At 41.7% G+C, this 17683-nt stretch carries 11 protein-coding genes; 5 read left to right on the top strand and 6 right to left on the bottom strand.

Going from position 1 to position 17683, the window contains the following annotated elements; genetic code table 11:
• Nucleotides 1–13: 13 nt before the first annotated feature.
• Both M23134_RS21235 and M23134_RS21230 read right to left on the bottom strand, forming a co-directional pair.
• Nucleotides 14–3850, bottom strand: a complete 3837-nt coding sequence (locus M23134_RS21235; protein ID WP_198145069.1) for a G8 domain-containing protein — start codon at nucleotides 3848–3850, stop codon at nucleotides 14–16.
• A gap of 990 nt (nucleotides 3851–4840) precedes the next feature.
• On the bottom strand, nucleotides 4841–5488 hold the full coding sequence (locus M23134_RS21230) for a peroxiredoxin-like family protein (RefSeq protein WP_002699772.1): 648 nt from the start codon (nucleotides 5486–5488) through the stop codon (nucleotides 4841–4843).
• Between the two features lie 116 nt (nucleotides 5489–5604).
• Here M23134_RS21230 and M23134_RS21225 point away from each other — a divergent pair, with 116 nt between their 5' ends.
• From M23134_RS21225 to M23134_RS21200, 5 genes are all read left to right on the top strand, one after another.
• Entirely contained in the window at nucleotides 5605–6447 is an 843-nt protein-coding gene (locus M23134_RS21225) for a LysR family transcriptional regulator (protein WP_002699770.1), read from the top strand.
• A 925-nt stretch (nucleotides 6448–7372) separates the two neighbouring features.
• Nucleotides 7373–7675: a putative quinol monooxygenase gene (locus tag M23134_RS21215; RefSeq protein WP_002699767.1), complete on the top strand. Its 303-nt coding sequence runs from the start codon at nucleotides 7373–7375 to the stop codon at nucleotides 7673–7675.
• Between the two features lie 8 nt (nucleotides 7676–7683).
• Nucleotides 7684–8151 (top strand): nuclear transport factor 2 family protein, encoded by a 468-nt coding sequence (locus M23134_RS38610; protein ID WP_002699765.1) that lies wholly within the window; start codon nucleotides 7684–7686, stop codon nucleotides 8149–8151.
• A gap of 116 nt (nucleotides 8152–8267) precedes the next feature.
• The gene (locus M23134_RS21205; RefSeq protein WP_002699760.1) at nucleotides 8268–9023 is read left to right on the top strand and encodes an SDR family oxidoreductase; all 756 of its coding nucleotides are present in this window, start codon (nucleotides 8268–8270) and stop codon (nucleotides 9021–9023) included.
• 76 nt (nucleotides 9024–9099) lie between these two features.
• Nucleotides 9100–9954: a helix-turn-helix domain-containing protein gene (locus M23134_RS21200; RefSeq protein WP_198145068.1), complete on the top strand. Its 855-nt coding sequence runs from the start codon at nucleotides 9100–9102 to the stop codon at nucleotides 9952–9954.
• 456 nt (nucleotides 9955–10410) lie between these two features.
• On the opposite strand, the gene M23134_RS42530 is transcribed toward M23134_RS21200, so the two are convergent.
• From M23134_RS42530 to M23134_RS21185, 4 genes are all read right to left on the bottom strand, one after another.
• Entirely contained in the window at nucleotides 10411–10542 is a 132-nt protein-coding gene (locus tag M23134_RS42530) for a hypothetical protein (protein WP_002699758.1), read from the bottom strand.
• Nucleotides 10543–11446: 904 nt separating this feature from the next.
• Complete coding sequence (locus tag M23134_RS21195; protein WP_002699753.1) at nucleotides 11447–12715, bottom strand: restriction endonuclease subunit S; 1269 nt, start codon at nucleotides 12713–12715, stop codon at nucleotides 11447–11449.
• Nucleotides 12708–14327 carry an HsdM family class I SAM-dependent methyltransferase gene (locus M23134_RS21190; RefSeq protein ID WP_002699751.1) on the bottom strand — a complete coding sequence of 540 codons (1620 nt, stop codon included), beginning with the start codon at nucleotides 14325–14327 and terminating at the stop codon, nucleotides 12708–12710. Before M23134_RS21190 ends, M23134_RS21195 begins: the two co-directional genes overlap by 8 nt.
• Before the next feature lie 8 nt (nucleotides 14328–14335).
• On the bottom strand, nucleotides 14336–17404 hold the full coding sequence (locus M23134_RS21185; protein WP_045114031.1) for a type I restriction endonuclease subunit R: 3069 nt from the start codon (nucleotides 17402–17404) through the stop codon (nucleotides 14336–14338).
• Between the last annotated feature and the right edge of the window lie 279 nt (nucleotides 17405–17683).

Raw genomic sequence — 17683 nt, 5'->3', positions numbered from 1 at the left:
ATACACTCCTTGGTTATTTAACCAATTTATACACTTCTTTTCCTATTTTCAAGAAATACAACCCCTTACTAAAAGAGGAGAAGTCAATCATTCCTTGATACTGAAGTGTTTTCAAGACTTGACCTTGTGCACTCAAAACTTGAACTTGTGTCCCTTTTTTCACCCCTTTTACATAAAGTCTATCATCTACCGGATTGGGGTAAACAATAATTTTTTGTGATTGTTCTAATGTTGTAAATGCAGGCTCAGCAGTTTTCACTTCGGCCTTGGCAGAGCGATAAGACGCACCATTAATGGGACAGCCAACACATTGTGCTCTAATCCAGAAAATGTCAAAGGAAATATTTACTCCATTGACTGGATCAAGGCGTAAGCGGGTGATCTTGCCGTTCCAGGCAGCGTTAGCTCCCACATTAAAAGTAAGGGTTTGATAGTTACCATTGCCTGTATAATTTATAGAAACTACCTTACTTCCTCCATAAGCCCCATCGGTATTGGTAGTAAAAAACAACTGCACCAAGGTATTGACTGAAGCCCTCATGTGTACCTGAATGGTTTTGACCCTATCGGCGTTAAAGTGGTAAGGGTTATTTCTGATTTGGGCATCGCCACTGCCCGAAGATACCCCCTTCAGAAAACCGCCTTCGACTCTTAAATTGCTTACATTACTACTGCTTGTCCATCCTTCAAGATTGCCGGGAGTATTAAAATAAGCGCCCAAATCGCTGGCATCAAAAGGGTGTCGCCCTGCATTTAACTCGTCCAAATCTGACATTTCGTCGCCATCCGTGTCAATCTTTGCTACTGTAAAGTTAGTAGACCATTGAATGGTCACCTGTTCATCGGCTTCAGTACCAATCAATCGTGCTTTAGCCACTACTTTAAGGTACACATCAGTTCCGTTCTTATAATAGCCCGTGCTGGTTGCGCCTTGCAAAGCACTATAGCTACTATATGCTGGTACATTGCCCCCGTTTAGCTGAGTAGTAGTGATACTCAAGCCGCCTAACTTCCCAAAGTCTTTAAAACGTAACATGTAGTCGTCTCCCTCAAAAGCATCTGCCATTCTTAATATCACCTTTTTCTTGTTGGGCAATGACTCATAACGATAGGTATACAAAAAACCTTCATTGACAATTAAGGGCAATTGATGGTGTTCTTTATAAGAATGAGCGCCTGGAATATAATACACCGAAGCATCCGGTGTGCCACTTTTAGTACGGGTCACCACTACATTAGGGTTGCTATTGGCTTTTAGTTGATAAGAAAGTGCAGCAAAAGCAAAGTGATGGTCACTGCGATAGGCTCTGATCCAGTTGGTAGGTTTGTATTCATCACCTACCAGCAAAAAAGGATGATTGCTGACAATAGAAGTGTTGGCTTTGCCACTGATAGTGCCACTCAAATCACGGATCGCCATCGACCAAATCCGAGGTTGAAGGTTATTATGAGCAGTTATATAATCTGGTATTGGTTTAATGTCATAGTTAGGGAGCAAAATACGCGGGGTTCCGCCGTGGTTCAGGGTATTGCCCGCAAAGTAGTGATTGACATGTTTGTTGCCTGCCCCAATATTATCAAACAAATTGGCTTGGGAGTGATTCCAACCCACTAAATGGCAATTGTGCAACTGTCCAGCCCCATCGTACACTAGATAGGCAAAGCGTTCAGTATTGGCTGGCCACAGGTTGAGCCCAGCATGGGCTACAAACAACGAATTGCTGGCAATGCTATAGCTGGCAAACATCGTAGACTTTTTGTTGGCTACAAACATGTTCTTCTCAAAAATGAGGTTATTACTCTTTTTGTATGTCGACCTCTGACGACCAGTACCAGTGTATACCCCCAAATCATTGGCATACCATAAGCAATTGGTCAGCCAGTGTCTGTCTGTATGGTCCCAACCACCATTGCCACGAATAGAATGATCACTATTGAGTTGGTCAAATATGTCAAGTCCATTCATACAACTATGCGCAGTATTTCGGTCAAACTTGATAAGGGGAGCTTTGTAAGGTTCCAATGCACTAAAACGAGGATCACTTGCCGATTCACCCATAGGTTTTTGAGGAAAGGCAAACCAATAGCCAGTACCCTCAGTACCTGCGGCTATATTTTGCTCAAAAGTATTTTGAGGGTTGGTAATCCAGAAACTGGCTGGAGTACGATTTTGAATTGCATTAATGGACGGATTTGTTGCATCTTCAGAAAAGGTAAGGTGCTGCCCTGGAGCGGGACGCTTGGTTAATAAAACTACATTTTTACGGATGACATTGAAACGTTCGCTGCCATTTTCCAGAAAAACACCATGCCCAATATGATCATAACAAAAGTTGTTTTCGACCAAGGTGCTTTCTGTGCCATGAATGGTGATTGCGCGGTTGTAAGACTGGTGTACACTTGAGTTTTTAAGGTACTGACCAGCCCCTACATTGCCCAACATATGCCAATGATAAGGATAGCGCCCCAGAATAGCTTTTTGCCCCATATTAAAAAGCTCCACATCCTCTACATAAGCTTTGCCATTGTTCATAATCATGATATGCCCTCCATAGCCTTGGGCGTTTCCTTGTGGGTGCCCTTGGATTTTGATACTATGGCTTAACAAACCTACTTCAGGGCGTAAGTCGGCAGACCAGTTTTTTACTGCATGCGATGGCCTGCTGTAGTTTCTCACAGCACCCTGATGGTTATAACTAAGGTTTTGAGTAAAACGTAATAGCTTCCCACCTTCGCCTACGGCTTCTATAGTTCGTTTTTCGGCTTGGTTCCAATTATTAGTTTTAGAGGTAACCACTATTTGGTCACCTGCTTGCCAACTAGTGGCTTCGGTAAGCCTGATGTGGGCGTTCCCTAAGTCATCTTGTACTTTAGTCCAGCTTTTCTTTTGTACTCCATGCAAATGAAGTATGCCTCCTCCCATTACGCCTATAAAGTTGTTGCCCATATTAGGGTTCGCATTGCGGGCACTATAAGGAGCATTTAGTGTGATGCTCATTTTGTGGGGCTGAGGCACGCGTTCTTGCCCAAACTCCATCCGGGCATTGCCACCCATAATCATTATGCTATTGGTGGTAATGTTGGCATGAGAGCTTATACTTGCTTGTAAATGCCCGTTTACAGTAATGCTTTTTACCTGAAAATTGCCCACGGGCACCACTGCTGTACCTGCGCTGATGGTGACTGCATCGTTGGCGTTGGGTACTCGACGAGGCGACCAGGCATTGGCGTCACGCCAGTCGTGTACCCGCTGCAAACGAATGTCGTCTACAAAAGCGGTATGGTCACCCGCAATCAGGTTTACCCCTGTAAACTTGAAGGAGTGCCAACCTGGGTTGAGGTATACAGGCAAACTATGCATTTGGGTATAGTTACTACCAGGAATGGTAGCCTCCGAAATTTTTGCCCCACTGATCTCTACCCTTACTGCTTTGGTGTTGCCCGCCCGAACAGCCGATTTGTAGATAAGACGATAATAGCCCCAAGAAGACACATATATGGATCCTTGGACACTGCCACTGTTTTGTAAAAACAAGACCTGACTGCCTTGAGGCGCATTGGGGTTGTTTTTGGTAAACCCTGTATTGTTGCCCGATACGCCACCGCCATTGGCGAAAGTCATTCCCGAATGAGCACCATTGATGTACATAAAACCGCGTGAATCGGTGATATTGATTTGCTCGAAACCACCTGCAATTAATGCTGAGGCAGGGTTGGCTACTGAACTAATTTGAGCTTTTGTGGTGGTGCTATCCAAAGCTACCAAACAAAAGGCAAGACTACACAGCTTGAAAAAATGCCTTAAAAAAGAGAATGACCTAATGTTAAAAAAAGAATTTACACATTTCATAATAAGTGTATTAGAAGAATAAAAAAAGTGCTGGAGATGACCTGCTTTTGGGTAATAAGAATGTAACATACCTAGTGCACCAGGGACTAAGTTACTCACATATTAGCTTCGCAGAGCTCGCCACAGCAGAGCTGTAGGCTCGGTTATTTGGCGTCCCCGAATCAAGTTCGGCTCACAGCTCCGAGCTTGTTCTCGGAGGACTCTGAGCTTTTGCCCCCTGACTCCCTCGTAAAAAAGTTAGATAGCTAAGGTTCCGATATGCATCGGAATTCAGAAAGCGAACTATCCGTCATTTTCACGACTTGTCAGAAAACAAAACCGAGCTTTTCGCGAGCTCAACGTAGTTAATTCATCCAAATTAATAGGCAACTTATTTAATCCCTAATGCACTATGCAGGCAATATCCAGTATCTCAAAAATTTAAATAATCAGTTATTTGCCAAATTCAGAAATTAACCTTAGGTGAGCCTTTGGCAATTGGCTTGATAAATAGTGAGTATTTAATGAATATCCTTGTCGCTGGCGATTACTTGCGTTTTGCCTCGATTGACTTCAAAACGATGGCCAAGACAAGACCGGATGCTGTTAACTTTTACACAATCAGCCCTTTTCTCATGTAAGGTGAGTTGTTTTTCGAAGGAAGATTACCCTGATGTGTTGATAAGTCAAAGTAGCCGATCCTGGTTGGTTAAGACAAGTTTCCTGGGGGGATTTCTGAAGGACAATAAATGGGACAATGAACAGTTAAACTTCTTTCAAAGTACTGGTTGTCAGTGTATCACCACAACATTCAACGTTTTACTGTAGTACCTGCATACCAGATTATGCTTACTTTCAACCATCAGAAAAAAGCGGGTAATTATAATGATTTTCAAATGTACTACTGACTAACAAACTTTCCAGATGTACTCAAACCCGCTCTATTGATGTACATAATTGCCCAGCATTTTCAACACTGACCAAAATTGAATAAAATCAACGCCTGTGTTTTTAGAGTGTTTTTAATACTTTAATCAAAGCATCCACATTGGGTCGTTTTCTGTAATCAGGATCGCTTTCAATATATTTGATGATACCACCTTTGCCCACTAATACCCTGGCAGGCATTGGCAATGCCCATTCTTGGTCGCCATGATATTGGTTCAGGTTGATATTGAATTGATCTCTATAGAGCGATTTTAAGGGCTCTTTCATAAACCACTTAAGCCCTATTTGTGCAGCCAATTGATTATTGGAATCATAGAGAATACCATACTTTAGTCTTTGAGTGCTAATTATTTTTTGAGAATATACTGGCAACTCAGGAGAAACGGCGAAAAGTTTTGCTCCTAAATACTCAATCTCCTGGACGTGTTTGTTAAGATTCACCAGGTCGGCGTTACAATATGGACACCAAAACCCGCGATAAAATGTGAGTATCAACGGTCCTTGTTTCAATAATTCCTCAGAAGATTGTATGGACCCGTTTTGATCATGAAGAGCAAATAAAGGAATTTGGTCATTGGTTTTTAGCACGCCTTCCTGGATACCTGAAGCTACCAACTCTTGGGTGGCTTTGTGCATTATTTTCAAAGACTCTGCTGACATATTCCCTTCAATGCGTTCAACAAGCGATTGAAGTTTTTCTTGAAAATTCATTGCTGTATATATGATTAATGATACTGTACTTATTGATTTTGACGATACAAAATAATTGATAATCTTTGGTAATTAAAAACAGATTATTTTGATAACAATAATCTAAAAAAACGATTATGAATCTTCAGTTTATAAAATACTACCTGGTGCTGGCCGATACCCACAACTTTACCAGGGCAGCCGAGAAAATGAATGTTGTGCAATCTACTTTTTCCGCAGGAATAAAGAAGTTGGAAGAACAACTGGACTGTAAACTGTTTTACAGAGACAAACGAAATGTTCGTCTGACACCTGAGGGTGAAAAACTTAAGGATATGGCGAAGGAATTGATGGCTTGTTGGAATAAGATTGAGTTAACCTACAATCATCATGAAAGCAAGAACTTATCAGTGGGGTTACTGAAAAATATTTTGATGGATGCAATCCTTCCGAAATTCAATAAGTATAAAAACCAATACCCTGAGTATGCAATCAAAATTATTGATGGTAGTGCCGAGGAATTAAAGAAACAACTGATACAAGAAGAGTTAGATTGTGTGATTGCGAAGGAACATGACATTACCGACCCCGCTTTCTTTAGTAGCTTTTTGTATGAAGAAAGGTTAATGCTTACAGTTCATAAAGGACATGAGTTAGCTTCGAAACAAAGTATTTATCTGAAACAACTCGATGGTTTGCCATTTATTACCAGAACTGCCTGCACTCTGTATAATGATGTATATACAAAGCTGGCAAACGAACATATAAAGATTAACCCTGTTTTTGCCACAGAAAATGATGAGGTGGTGAAAGGGTTGGTAACTTCTGGTGTGGGGTGTACTCTCATGAGCAAACCCAATAAAGTAGAAGATAACCTGGTTTTTATACCCATTCGGGATGCTGAATTTATAAGCAATATTGTGATTTATTGGCATAAAGATAATCAAAAGAAAAATCTCGATTGTTTTTTAAGGTTATAGCAGTTATTACCTACCTTATAAAAGATTTTTTTAACTTCCGTTAAACTTACTTAGGAATGGTGAGAAATTAAATTACCATTCTTGAGGTAGAGGTTTTGTTTTGAGACGAGGCTATTTTTTGCGCCCATAGCAGCGCTACGGGCAATAACCGATGGCTACAACTTTGCTGTGCTGAGCTCTGCCAAAGGCTAAAAATAACGAAGTATCAAGGCGAAAAATAACCTCTCGGAGTGTAAATTTATTTTTGAACAATTCCTTAGTAACTGACCTTTCGCAGGTCAAAAATTTGTTTTCTGTGAAAAAATACCACTCAGCAAAATATGCTCATAAAAAGCAATGATTCGAGTATCTGTGAGCCATTACTTTTTTCTACAGGTAAAAAAGTAACCAAAACCGAAGCCCTTTTTGGGGCGAGCTCTGCCTTTTCGGCTAAACCCCGCAGCTGTAGTTTGTTTCGCCTAAATCTGTTGCACTACGCCGAAACAGCTCAAACTCGCTTCGCTCAAACAGTGATCTGTTTTTACGGCTTCGTTTCACAGATTCTTAACGGCAACAAACTAAGGCTGAATCCAGCTGACGCAACCTTAGTCCTAAACTGTATTTTTTTGCTTAAAAACAAAAATACATACTGCGAAAGGTCAGTTAGTAATGTAGTCAAAATAACTTCCCCATTTTAACTGTATATTTTAGTCGCTAGACAAGGCGAAAAAATATTTACTTAAATTTGCTGACATTATTTCGGCAACATTACTTAGGTGAAATTGCACATAGTTTTTCTTCAGGCTTTGCCCATACTTTAGGTATAATGGTCAGCCCCTACCTGTAATTTGTTTCACCTTTTTCCTTTTTTGTTTTACACAATTTATTACTCACTTCCAGACCTTTGTGCCCATAGTTATTTGTTATGTAAAAATCATCAAAGAATATGAGCATCCAAGTTTTTACAGTTGCTTCTTTAGAAGCAAAGGAAGGAAAACTCGAAGAGCTAAAACAAATTTTAGTTGGTTTAGCAGAGAAAACCCGCCAAGAGAAGGGCAATATCGAGTATTTAATTATTGAAGACCCCTCTAAGCCCCACTCCCTTTTTTCCATTGAAAAATGGGAAAATGAAGAAGCAGAAAGCAAGCACTGGAAAACGCCCCACTTGAAAGATACACTTGCCAAAGCAGAAGGGTTATTGGCTGGCGAGCCTACCATGCATATCAATAAAGGAAACCTGTTATTTTAAGCAATTCAATGGATTCATTAAACTTAGTTGAAAAATCAGAAGGCTTTATAAAAGCTTTTGAAGCAGGCGACACAGAGAAAATGAAGAGCTATTTGGCAGATGCTGAAGCAGTTTATAGAATGCCTTATGCTTCAGGGATGTTTCCAGATGTAATTGAAGGTAAAGAAGGGTTTCATGAATTTACAAAAGACTGGCCCTCAATTTTTGAAAAAATTGATCTCGAAATTGTCGAAATAATTCTGGATGAAAACGCTGGGAAAGTAGTTGTAAGAACGAAAGTGGAGTTAGTGGTTAAAGATGTAGGACCTTATCAAAATGCACAGATTTTCATCTTTCGTTTTAACAAAGAAGGCAAACTAACAGACGTTAGCGAGTATTATAACCCTGTTCCTACAGCCATTGGGTTAAAAAAGTTTGGAGCACACGCTAGTTTACTAGATAGCTTGCAAGCAACCAGTACCTCAACCATTAAGTAAATGCCAAATACCCTATTAGAGTAAAGTCAGAGGGCAAAAATCACCGAAATAACGGGGCCGGATGAGGCACCAGGTGACTTTAAGTAAACGATTAATTTATTACAGAATAAAGACTCATGGATTTATCAAAAAATATCAAAGGAAAAGTAGTAGTCATTACTGGAGCAAGCAGTGGCTTAGGCGAAACAACTGCACGCTATTTAGCCGCTAAAGGCGCAAATGTAGTTTTAGGAGCACGTAGAGTAGAGCGTTTGGAAAGCATTGTAAATGAAATCAATGCAGAAGGAAGCGGAAAAGCCATTTTTGTTAAAACTGATGTCACTAACAAAGAGGAAGTACAAGCCCTCATAGATAAAGCAGTAAGCACATTTGACAAACTTGATGTAATGGTTAATAATGCTGGTCTCATGTCTATTGCGCCAATCAGCGAACTAAAAGTAGATGAGTGGGACAAAATGATTGACATCAACATAAAAGGGGTTTTATATGGAATAGCCGCTGCGTTGCCCGTTTTCCAAAAGCAAAAGTCAGGGCATTTTATCAATATATCCTCTATTGCTGGCGTGAAAGTATTCAGCCCAGGAGGTACGGTTTACAGTGGAACAAAATTTGCCGTTCGCGCAATTTCAGAAGGCTTACGTCATGAAGTTGGAGGGAGTATTCGAACCACCACCCTTGAGCCAGGAGCCATTGAGTCTGAATTAAAGCATGGAACAACACATAAGGAAAGTTCAGAGGCAGTGAATGCCCTTTATAGTAACATGGCCATTTCTTCAGATTCTATTGCAAGAACCATTGCTTTTGCCATAGAGCAGCCTGCTGATGTTGACATAAACGATATTGTTATACGTCCCACAGTGCAAGATTTCTAAATAAAATTTGATTTAACTGATTAGTTTGGGCAAGGCTGTGAAATGTTTCCATATTTTACAGTCTTGTTAATTATTGATGATGTTACATTTCACTGAGATAAAAAACTATAACCATTACATTGGTTATAATACACCGAAAAAGGATTTAATTGATGTTGTAAGATATGGCGACTTTAAAAACCTTCGTTTGTCTTGTTCAGGACTCTCGACAGACTTTTACATGATGGCTTTTAAACGTGGAATGACTGATCTGGAGTGGTTCGGAAATACCGAGTTTGACACAAAATCTGGTTTTTTGTATTTAATCCAGCCTCATCAAGTCTATAAGTGGGAGACCGACCACCCCTGGGAAGGCTATCATATGATGGTTTCGCCCATTCTATTGCAAGAGTATAATATTGATTTTAGCTTTTTTCAGTATGAAATCCAAGAAGCACTTTTTTTAACCAAAGACGAGCAAACACAAATTGAAACACTGTATACCCAAGTCCATACTGAATATCAAAAAGACAATTACGAATTAGATTTGCTCATGGCCTATAGTAATCTAATTTTCACCTATGTAGGCAAATGCTACAAGCGTCAGTTTGAGACAAGGCAGCCTCTTTATAATAAGATCGTGGTTCAGTTTAAAAAACTATTGAACGCTTACTATAACAATCACCCACAACAAATGCCTTCTGTAAAGCACTTTGCCAATCAGCTAAATTTATCCTCAAATTACTTTGGCGACTTAATAAAACACAATACAGGTCAAACCGCTTCTGAAATCATTCAGACAAAAATCATTACAGAAGCAAAACGACAATTACGCCTAAGTGATAAAACAATTGCTGAAATTGGATATGACCTGGGGTTCGAATACCCAACTTATTTTACTCGCTTGTTTAAAAAACATACTGGAAAAACACCCTCACAATTTAAAAAATAAAGGCAAACACGGGTCATAATTGCTTACAGGTTATTTATATCACACCACTTTTTTCAATGCCTCTCACTTTTGTCATATTCAGCCTGGATAAACACCGGGAAAGGGTGTAGGCGACAGTGCGCGTCTATTTTTAACAAAACCCACAGAGAAAACACCTATTCTTTGTCAAACTCACATAAGGCACCCATACAGGCTAAATCTAAAAAAACGGCCATTTAAAGCCACTAAAGCCATCTACAATGCGCCCAAACAGGGTGATCTTTCCAGCCTAATCTCAAAGGGAAGTTGTGAGGAGTTATTAGCCATTTTTTAATTGTCGGCTTCTTTTGCCCTCTGACTTCTCTTTACAAAAATCGCGTAGCTTTGGCTATGCTCTATTTGTAAAGATCGCCAGCAAACAAAATAAACTCGAACTAAATAACAACTTACTTAATTTACAGTGTACTTAGTTTGGATTCACAAACCCCAAATCAATGGTGATGTTTTGTGCCATGCCTGCCCTACACCCAGTGCCGGGCAGGTGGCATCCTTTACCCACAAACCCAATATCTGGTGTGGGTTTCTTGTGGAAATTGTTGATAGTTGCATACTATCATAAACTTTATGAGTCCCCGTGTTGAGTGCTTTCTGTCGTCCAAACTTAAAGGTGCTTTGGCGGGGCTTTTTTGTATCCTTTTACGGCATCTTCGATGTGTGATTATGTAGTACAAATATCATCAATCGTAGTGAGGAAACGAGGGGAAAGAATGGTGGTTTTGTAGAGTTACTTAGTCACTAAGAGTTTAACCTTGCAGAAGTCAGAACAGCACTCTGTTTTGGGGTACATTTGGTTGTTTAATTTTTTTCAACAAAACAATCCAAAATTATGGCTAAGAAAGTGCCAGTAAAACCGCATAAAAGGTCTCCACCTTCGCCTACCCCGAGAAAAGACCCGAGTAAACCAAAACCAGGTCCTAAGAATGTACCGGTAAAACCGCATAAACGGAATCCGCCCTCCAAATAAAGGATGGCTGCTTATGTTTACTAATCAATGTATTGAATCAATTGCCGATGGAATTGATTCAATACTTACTACCAGCCAACAAAAAGTATTATCCGAGTTTGGAGGCTTTGAGGGAGCATAGAAAAAGGTTTGGAGTTGAGGCTTCCGGGCTTACTCTTTTGCCCCACTGCTGTTTCAAGTCTTCCCACAGGGCGACTTGAAACGATTGATTAATAGAAGTCTCCCGGCTTCTCTGCGAATGCAGCCTTACCCAAAAGCAATCATTTTCAAACGTTACTTTCTTCGCTGCATTTTGCTGCGCAAAGAAGCTGGAAAACTGCTGTTTATCAGGGCTTTCAAGTCTCCTTCGGAAGACTTAAAAGAGCGATGATACTCGGCTAATGTGCTTAAGGTATTCGCCACAAATTTCTTCTCCTATGTTGGGCGTATTGTATAAGGTTTAAAAGGATGCCATCAAAACATCGGGCAAATATAGCCCGATGCCTACTTTTATTTATTCACCATTGCTTCGGCTGCCGCCACACTTACCTGCCCGTTCATGAGCATGGGCAAAAGCCAGTCGCGGAGGGAAGTGAGTTGTTGGTTTTGTTTAAGGTTTGCTAAAATATTATTTAAAGGAGCTTTAGTAAACTTATCAAATTGTTGCAGTAACTTCTCATTGGGAATGACAAATTTTAATTCTTTGATTTTATCTTGTGATAAATTATCTCTAGCAGACCCCGAACTGAGAGTTACCAAATAATCATACAGAGTTTCAAGACCAAGTTTTAGATAAACCCGTAGATTACTGTGTGTATCTATTGCACAAATAGCTTGATTAGTACAAGCCTCAATATCCATAAAACTAACTTTACCAGCAGTGGCTCCGTACATCGCTATTAAGATTGTTCCTTTTTTAAAAACTTTTGCACTCGAATTATTTAAACCTTCTTTTGTGATAAACTTTTGAGAAGACACAATAAATGGTTGATTTAACTCCCCACTATTTATCCAAGGAATATTACCATTGTGATAATATTCTTTTTTTGACCTTAAGGGAGTTCCACCAGAACTCGTCTTTGCAAAGCTACTGATTTTTTTCACCTCCCACCCCTCTGGAACCTCTCTTTTCAACTCCTCATTATACACCATTTTACCACCCGACGATTTATAAGGCTTGCCGTTGGCATCGGGAAAGTCGAACTGCACAAACCAATAATCGTAGATGAGTTTTGCCATTGCCTCCAGTTCGGCATTTATTTGGTTGTTAAGGGCTATTTTGGCATCTAAATCTGAGAGGACTTTGGCTATTTGTTTTTGATACAATTTATTTTCTGTAAGAGATGTCATTAGATTAAATAATCTAACCTTATCTAGCTCCCCTTGCCCCGTACTTCCATCCATAAAAGTTTGAACAAGTTCCTCTATTGAAAAAATAACATAACTTAAACATTTTGCTTCAAAGTGGTTTTGAAACCTTAAAATTAAGATATGACTATCAGTGATAACTTTTTTGTCTTGGGGAAGTTTATCAACGAAAGCACACCTGCCAGCTGTTCCCTGCCCAGTAGAGTTTACTAAAATATCACCTGTTTGTAGAAATTTATGTTGACTGATGCTTCTAGTATCATCAGTATATCTTGCTAGTGTATAATCGATATTATGATTTCTGATACATTTTTGGTTAAGAACAATGATAGAACTTTCATCGACATATTTTGGTGTGATGCCTTTTCCTGAATAGCTAACTAAGTCTCCTAATTTACGCCATTTACTCATACCTCAACCCTTTCATATTTTCTACTATTTCTTTTTCCAACGCCTTGCTTTCGGCAAACATGCTGGCAAGGTTGGTTTCAAAACCCTTCATTTTCGTGGCAAACGCTTCGGGTGTAATGTCTACGTATTCAATTTTCACCTCAAAGTATTGTCCCGCGCTCAGCGAATAGTTTTTGGCGGCAATGTCGTCGTAGCTTACTATTACCGAAAAATCGTCTAACTCTTTTTTGGCGTTAAAAGTCTCAATAATCTGGTCTTCTTCTTCGGTAGACAACACTGTTCTTTGGCTTTTGCCTTCTTTTACCTTTTCGCCCAGCCCCGAGGCATCAATCAACACCACTTCGTCTTTATTGGCCCTGTCCAAAAAAACTATAGATACATTGGTGCCCGTATTGGCAAATATATTACTGGGCATACTGATTACCCCGGCCAGCATGCGCTCGTCTACCAGGCGTTGGCGTATTTTTTTGTCTATGCCGCTTTGGGCAGTTATAAACCCGGTGGGCACCACTATAGCCGCTTTGCCGTTGGGCTTCAGCGAGTGCATAATGTGTTGCAAAAACAGCAGGTAAATCGCCATCGACTCCTTCTTTTTGTTGGGTACCTTGGGCACCCCGGCAAAAAAACGTTCACGGTTGGCTTTGGTGTCCAAGGCATCTCTCATATCTGAGAAATCGAGCTTAAAGGGTGGGTTAGACACGATGTAGTCGAACTGGCGCAAAGCATTGCCCTCCTTGTGGTAGGGTTCGCTGATGGTGTTGCCTTTTACGATGTTGGGCAGCGAATGCACCAAGTCGTTCAGTATGAGGTTGAGGCGCAGCAAACCCGACGATTTTTGCGAAATGTCTTGCGAGTAAATCGTGCAACGGTTTTCGCCTATTTGGTGGGCAAGGTTCATGAGCAGCGTACCCGAACCCGCCGAAGGGTCGTAGCAGGTGACATTGCTTACCTCGCCGTGTACCATACAGCGCGCCATTATTTTTGCCACCGCATGGGGGGTAAAGTACTCGGCATATTTGCCGCCGCTGTTGGTGTTGTAGTCTTTGATGAGGTACTCGAAAATGGTGGCGTAAAAATCAAACTTCTCCTCAAAAATGTGTTCAAAACTAAAATCAACCAGCTTGTTTACTATAGCCCGGCAAAAGTCGTCGCGCTTATCGGTTACATAGCGGCTGAGGTTGTCAAACAGCACAATGCGTTCGTCCTGGCCTGTTTTTACCGAAAATATTTCGTTGTTTGCCTTGGCTATGTCCTGTAGGGTAGCATCAAAACTGTCGGCAAAATTTGCCTCGTTTTGGCGGGCATACAAGGCGGGTATCAGGTGGGCAGGCGCCAGCCGGGCAGTGTTGGCGGGCAGTTGCAGCAGCAGCAGCTCGTAGTCCTGGGCGGGGGTAGCTGCCAGGGCTTCCAGGGGTTTGTCGGCGTTGGCTATGCCCTCGTCCAGTTTTTTTACCTCATAGATAAATTTGTCGTTCAAAAACTTATACAAAAATGTTTGGGTAATGATCTTAAATTCGTTGCCGTCGTTGCCCAGCCCGTAGCTGGCGCACACGCTCTTCAGGTTGTCTATCAGTGCCTTGGTCTGGGTTTCAAATGCTAAGGTTTTTGTCATCTGTATATTTATATTCTTCCATTAAATTCATTAAAATATTCGGTGGCCAGCAGGGTATTCACCTTTTTAAGGGTAGTGGCGTCTGCCCCAATGCCCTTTAGCTGCTTTGCTACCAGGCTTAGCATTGCCTGTTCGGCAAAACTCTCGTTGCCCAGCATTTGCTGGTTTTGCAACACCTTTTGGTCTACGGCTCCCTTGAGGGTTTTCAAAGCTTCCATCAGTTTAAAATCTTTTACGTTCAGCATTTCCTGTTCGCGCAGCCGCTTGTATAACCTCAGGTATTTCTGGTCGTTGTCAAACCGCGCCTGTATCAGCCTGTTTTTGCGTTCCAGTTCGCGGGCAGCGTCATATACCCTGCGTAGTGCTGCCATGTTTGCCTGCATTTCTTCCTTGCTTACCTCGTGCAGGTTTTTTTGCTTAAACAAACGTTTCAATTCATCCATCAAAGATACAAATTCCGGGTCGGCCTGGTCAAAATTATCGGCTAAAGCTTCGCGGGTTTTTTGCAACACATTCTTAAGCTCATCGGCCAGCAGCATTTCCTCTTCGTTTACCTTGGTAAAAGCAAACCAAACGTCCTCCAGGGCCGTGTTGAGCAACTGGCTGCTGTCGTTTTCTATAGCCTGGGTTTGGTTAAGCAGGGCAAGGCGGTTGCTGGCATTGCGCGACAGAATGACCAGTTTCTGAAAGTCGAGGTGCTGCAGCATTTCATAGTTGCCCGAAGCCCTTATCTGGTTGTACAGTTCGCGGGCATTGTGCAACGCTTTGGTAAGCACCCGCATGGTGTCGGGGTCATCTATTTGGTTTATCTGGCGGTCAAACTCTTCGGTGTTGTCAGTGTCATACAAAAACAGCACTTCCTGTATTTCATCTATCTCCTCGTTTATTTCTTCGGCAGACTTAAAAATGTTCGAATAATGAGTCATTTCGTCGCCCAGCTCGTTTTGCAACTCGTCGAAATAAGCCCGGTTGGTTTTGTCAAACTCCGACTGGATATCGGCAAAATCTACCACATAACCATACCTAAAGTCTTTGTAGGTACGGTTTACCCTGGTAAGGGTTTGCAGCAGGTTGTGGGTGCGTATTACCCGTGTCAGGTAAAGCTTTTTCAGGCGTTTGGCATCAAAGCCCGTCAACAGCATATTGTATACAAACAACACATCAATCTTACCATCCTTAAAATCCTCTACCTGGTCTTTGCGGGTTTGTTTGTCGCCTTCGTCGTGCAGAATCAGGGCAGCCGTTTTTACCTTGCGGGCATCTTTGCGTTTTTGGGTAGCCTCCGATATTTTATACACTTCGGCATCTTCGGCAACCATTGTCAGTATTCCGGTGTTGCCTTCCTCAAATGTTTTCATGAGTTGCCTTGCCTGTTCCGACGAATCGCACACCACCATTGCCCCTATAGTAGGGTCGCCGTGGGTAGCCCTGGCTTGTTCTATGTCTTTTATAATGTATTCGAGCAATGGTTCAACAAACTGAGGATGGGCATAAATGTCTTTTTTGTTGAGGCTGCCCTTATACACCAAGGTGCGCTTTAGCTCGTTGAGTATTTCCTGTAGCTGTAGTTTATAGCTGGTTTCTATTTCTTCGCGGATAAGGCGCAAGGTGTAGCCATCGGCTATAGAAGCATTGTAATAATATTTGTGGATATAATCGCCAAAAACCGATTTAGAATCGTAGGTTTTGTCTGTGCCCAACAAAGGCGTTCCAGTTAACCCTATTTTTATAGCATTGGGGTCCGATTGGTTCAAATTTGCCAAAAAACTGCCTTTGGGGTTATAGCTACGGTGTACCTCGTCGAGAAAATACACCCGTTGAATGTCTACTGCATAGTCGTTGCTGCGGGCCACCTGGGGGTCGTCCTTAAACTTATGAATGTTTACCACCGTTATTTCAGGCTTGCCTTCGTTGTTGTGAATAGCACTCGCAGATTTGATAGTTTGCGCAAATTCGTCTCTGGAGCTTACCTCATGTACCCGCAAGCCCCGTTTCTCAAACTCGCCTTTTGCTTGTTTCAGCAGGTCGAGGCGGTCGACAATAAAGTAAAACTTTGCCACCTTGTTCTTTGCCCTGAAATAGTCGGTCAGAAACTTCACATTATAATAGGCAAGGGCGGTTTTGCCGCTGCCCTGGGTATGCCAGATAATGCCCTTGCGTATGCCCGCTTCGAGCTTGGTTTCTATAGCCTTGGAGGCAAACATTTGCGGATAACGCATGACGTGCTTCTCCAGCCCATGGCTTTCTTTGACATACGCTATAGCGTAGCGCAGTATAAAGGCAAGCCTGTTGCGCTGTAGCAGCGAGGTACAAATACGGTTGGTGGGCGTGTCGGGCTGTTTGTTGGTAGCAAACTCAGGTGTACCTTTGATAGTTGTCAGGTTGTTGTCTTGCAACACCAGGTCTTCGGTGGCACTGCTTACGGGGCGCAGCAACCGGCCCAAGTGGTGGGTTTCTTCTTCTCTGAAATAATTAAACACGGGTTTGCCATAACTGCTGCTGGCGTAGTAGCTTCCGGCAAGCACCACCAGCGAACCCTCCTGATACTCCATGTTGTTGGTGTAGAGCATGAGCTGGGTAAGGTTCATAAACTTTCTGAACTTTTTGTTGGCGTTGCGCCTTTCCATACGCTTATGCTCTGCCGCAATGCCGTTTTTGTTGTTGGGCTTTTTTACCTCTATAAATACCAGTGGCATGCCGTTAATCAGCAATATTATATCGGGGCGAAAGTTTTCGTCCTTGTTTTCGTAAGGCAGCTCGGTTACTACATGAAAAGAATTGTTGTCGAAATTGTCAAAATCAATCAATCTCGTGCCCGATTGGTCAACCAACATTTGATAAAAAGCCCTGCCCAATTCCTCGTTTTCCAGGCTCAAAGCTATTTTATCATAGAGTTGCTGTAGGTCGGCATCTGTCATTTTACGGTTAATCTGCCGGATGCTTTTGTCGAAAATATCTCTGAAAATATTGGTCGATTTATCCCAGGTGTGGGCCTTAAGCGAAAGGTACTCGTAGCCCAGGCTTATAAGGTGGAGTATGGCGGGTATTTTTACCCTGGTATCTTCATTGAAAGTCATGTAGGTGTTTGCCTTTAGTTGGTTGCGGTAGCATACCACAGTTTGTTGAATCTGATCAGGGGACAGCTCCTTGTTGCCCAGTTTGCAATATACGAATTTGCCCGAAACAAGCTAATTGTAAGGTGGCAGATTTATTTATAGTCCACAGCATTCGGTCGATAGCCGATAGTTTCTACAGCTTCAAGCTATTAGCTTTTAGCCATTAGCTTGAAGCTGTTTTACAAGCAACTAATCAAATTCGTAATACGTTGATTTTTAACTATTTATAAATTTGGTAGA

This window comes from Microscilla marina ATCC 23134 (assembly GCF_000169175.1).
GTDB classification, from domain to species: Bacteria; Bacteroidota; Bacteroidia; order Cytophagales; family Microscillaceae; genus Microscilla; species Microscilla marina.
Note: the sequence above shows the minus strand (reverse complement) of the source record. Positions and strands in the feature narration are given on the sequence as shown.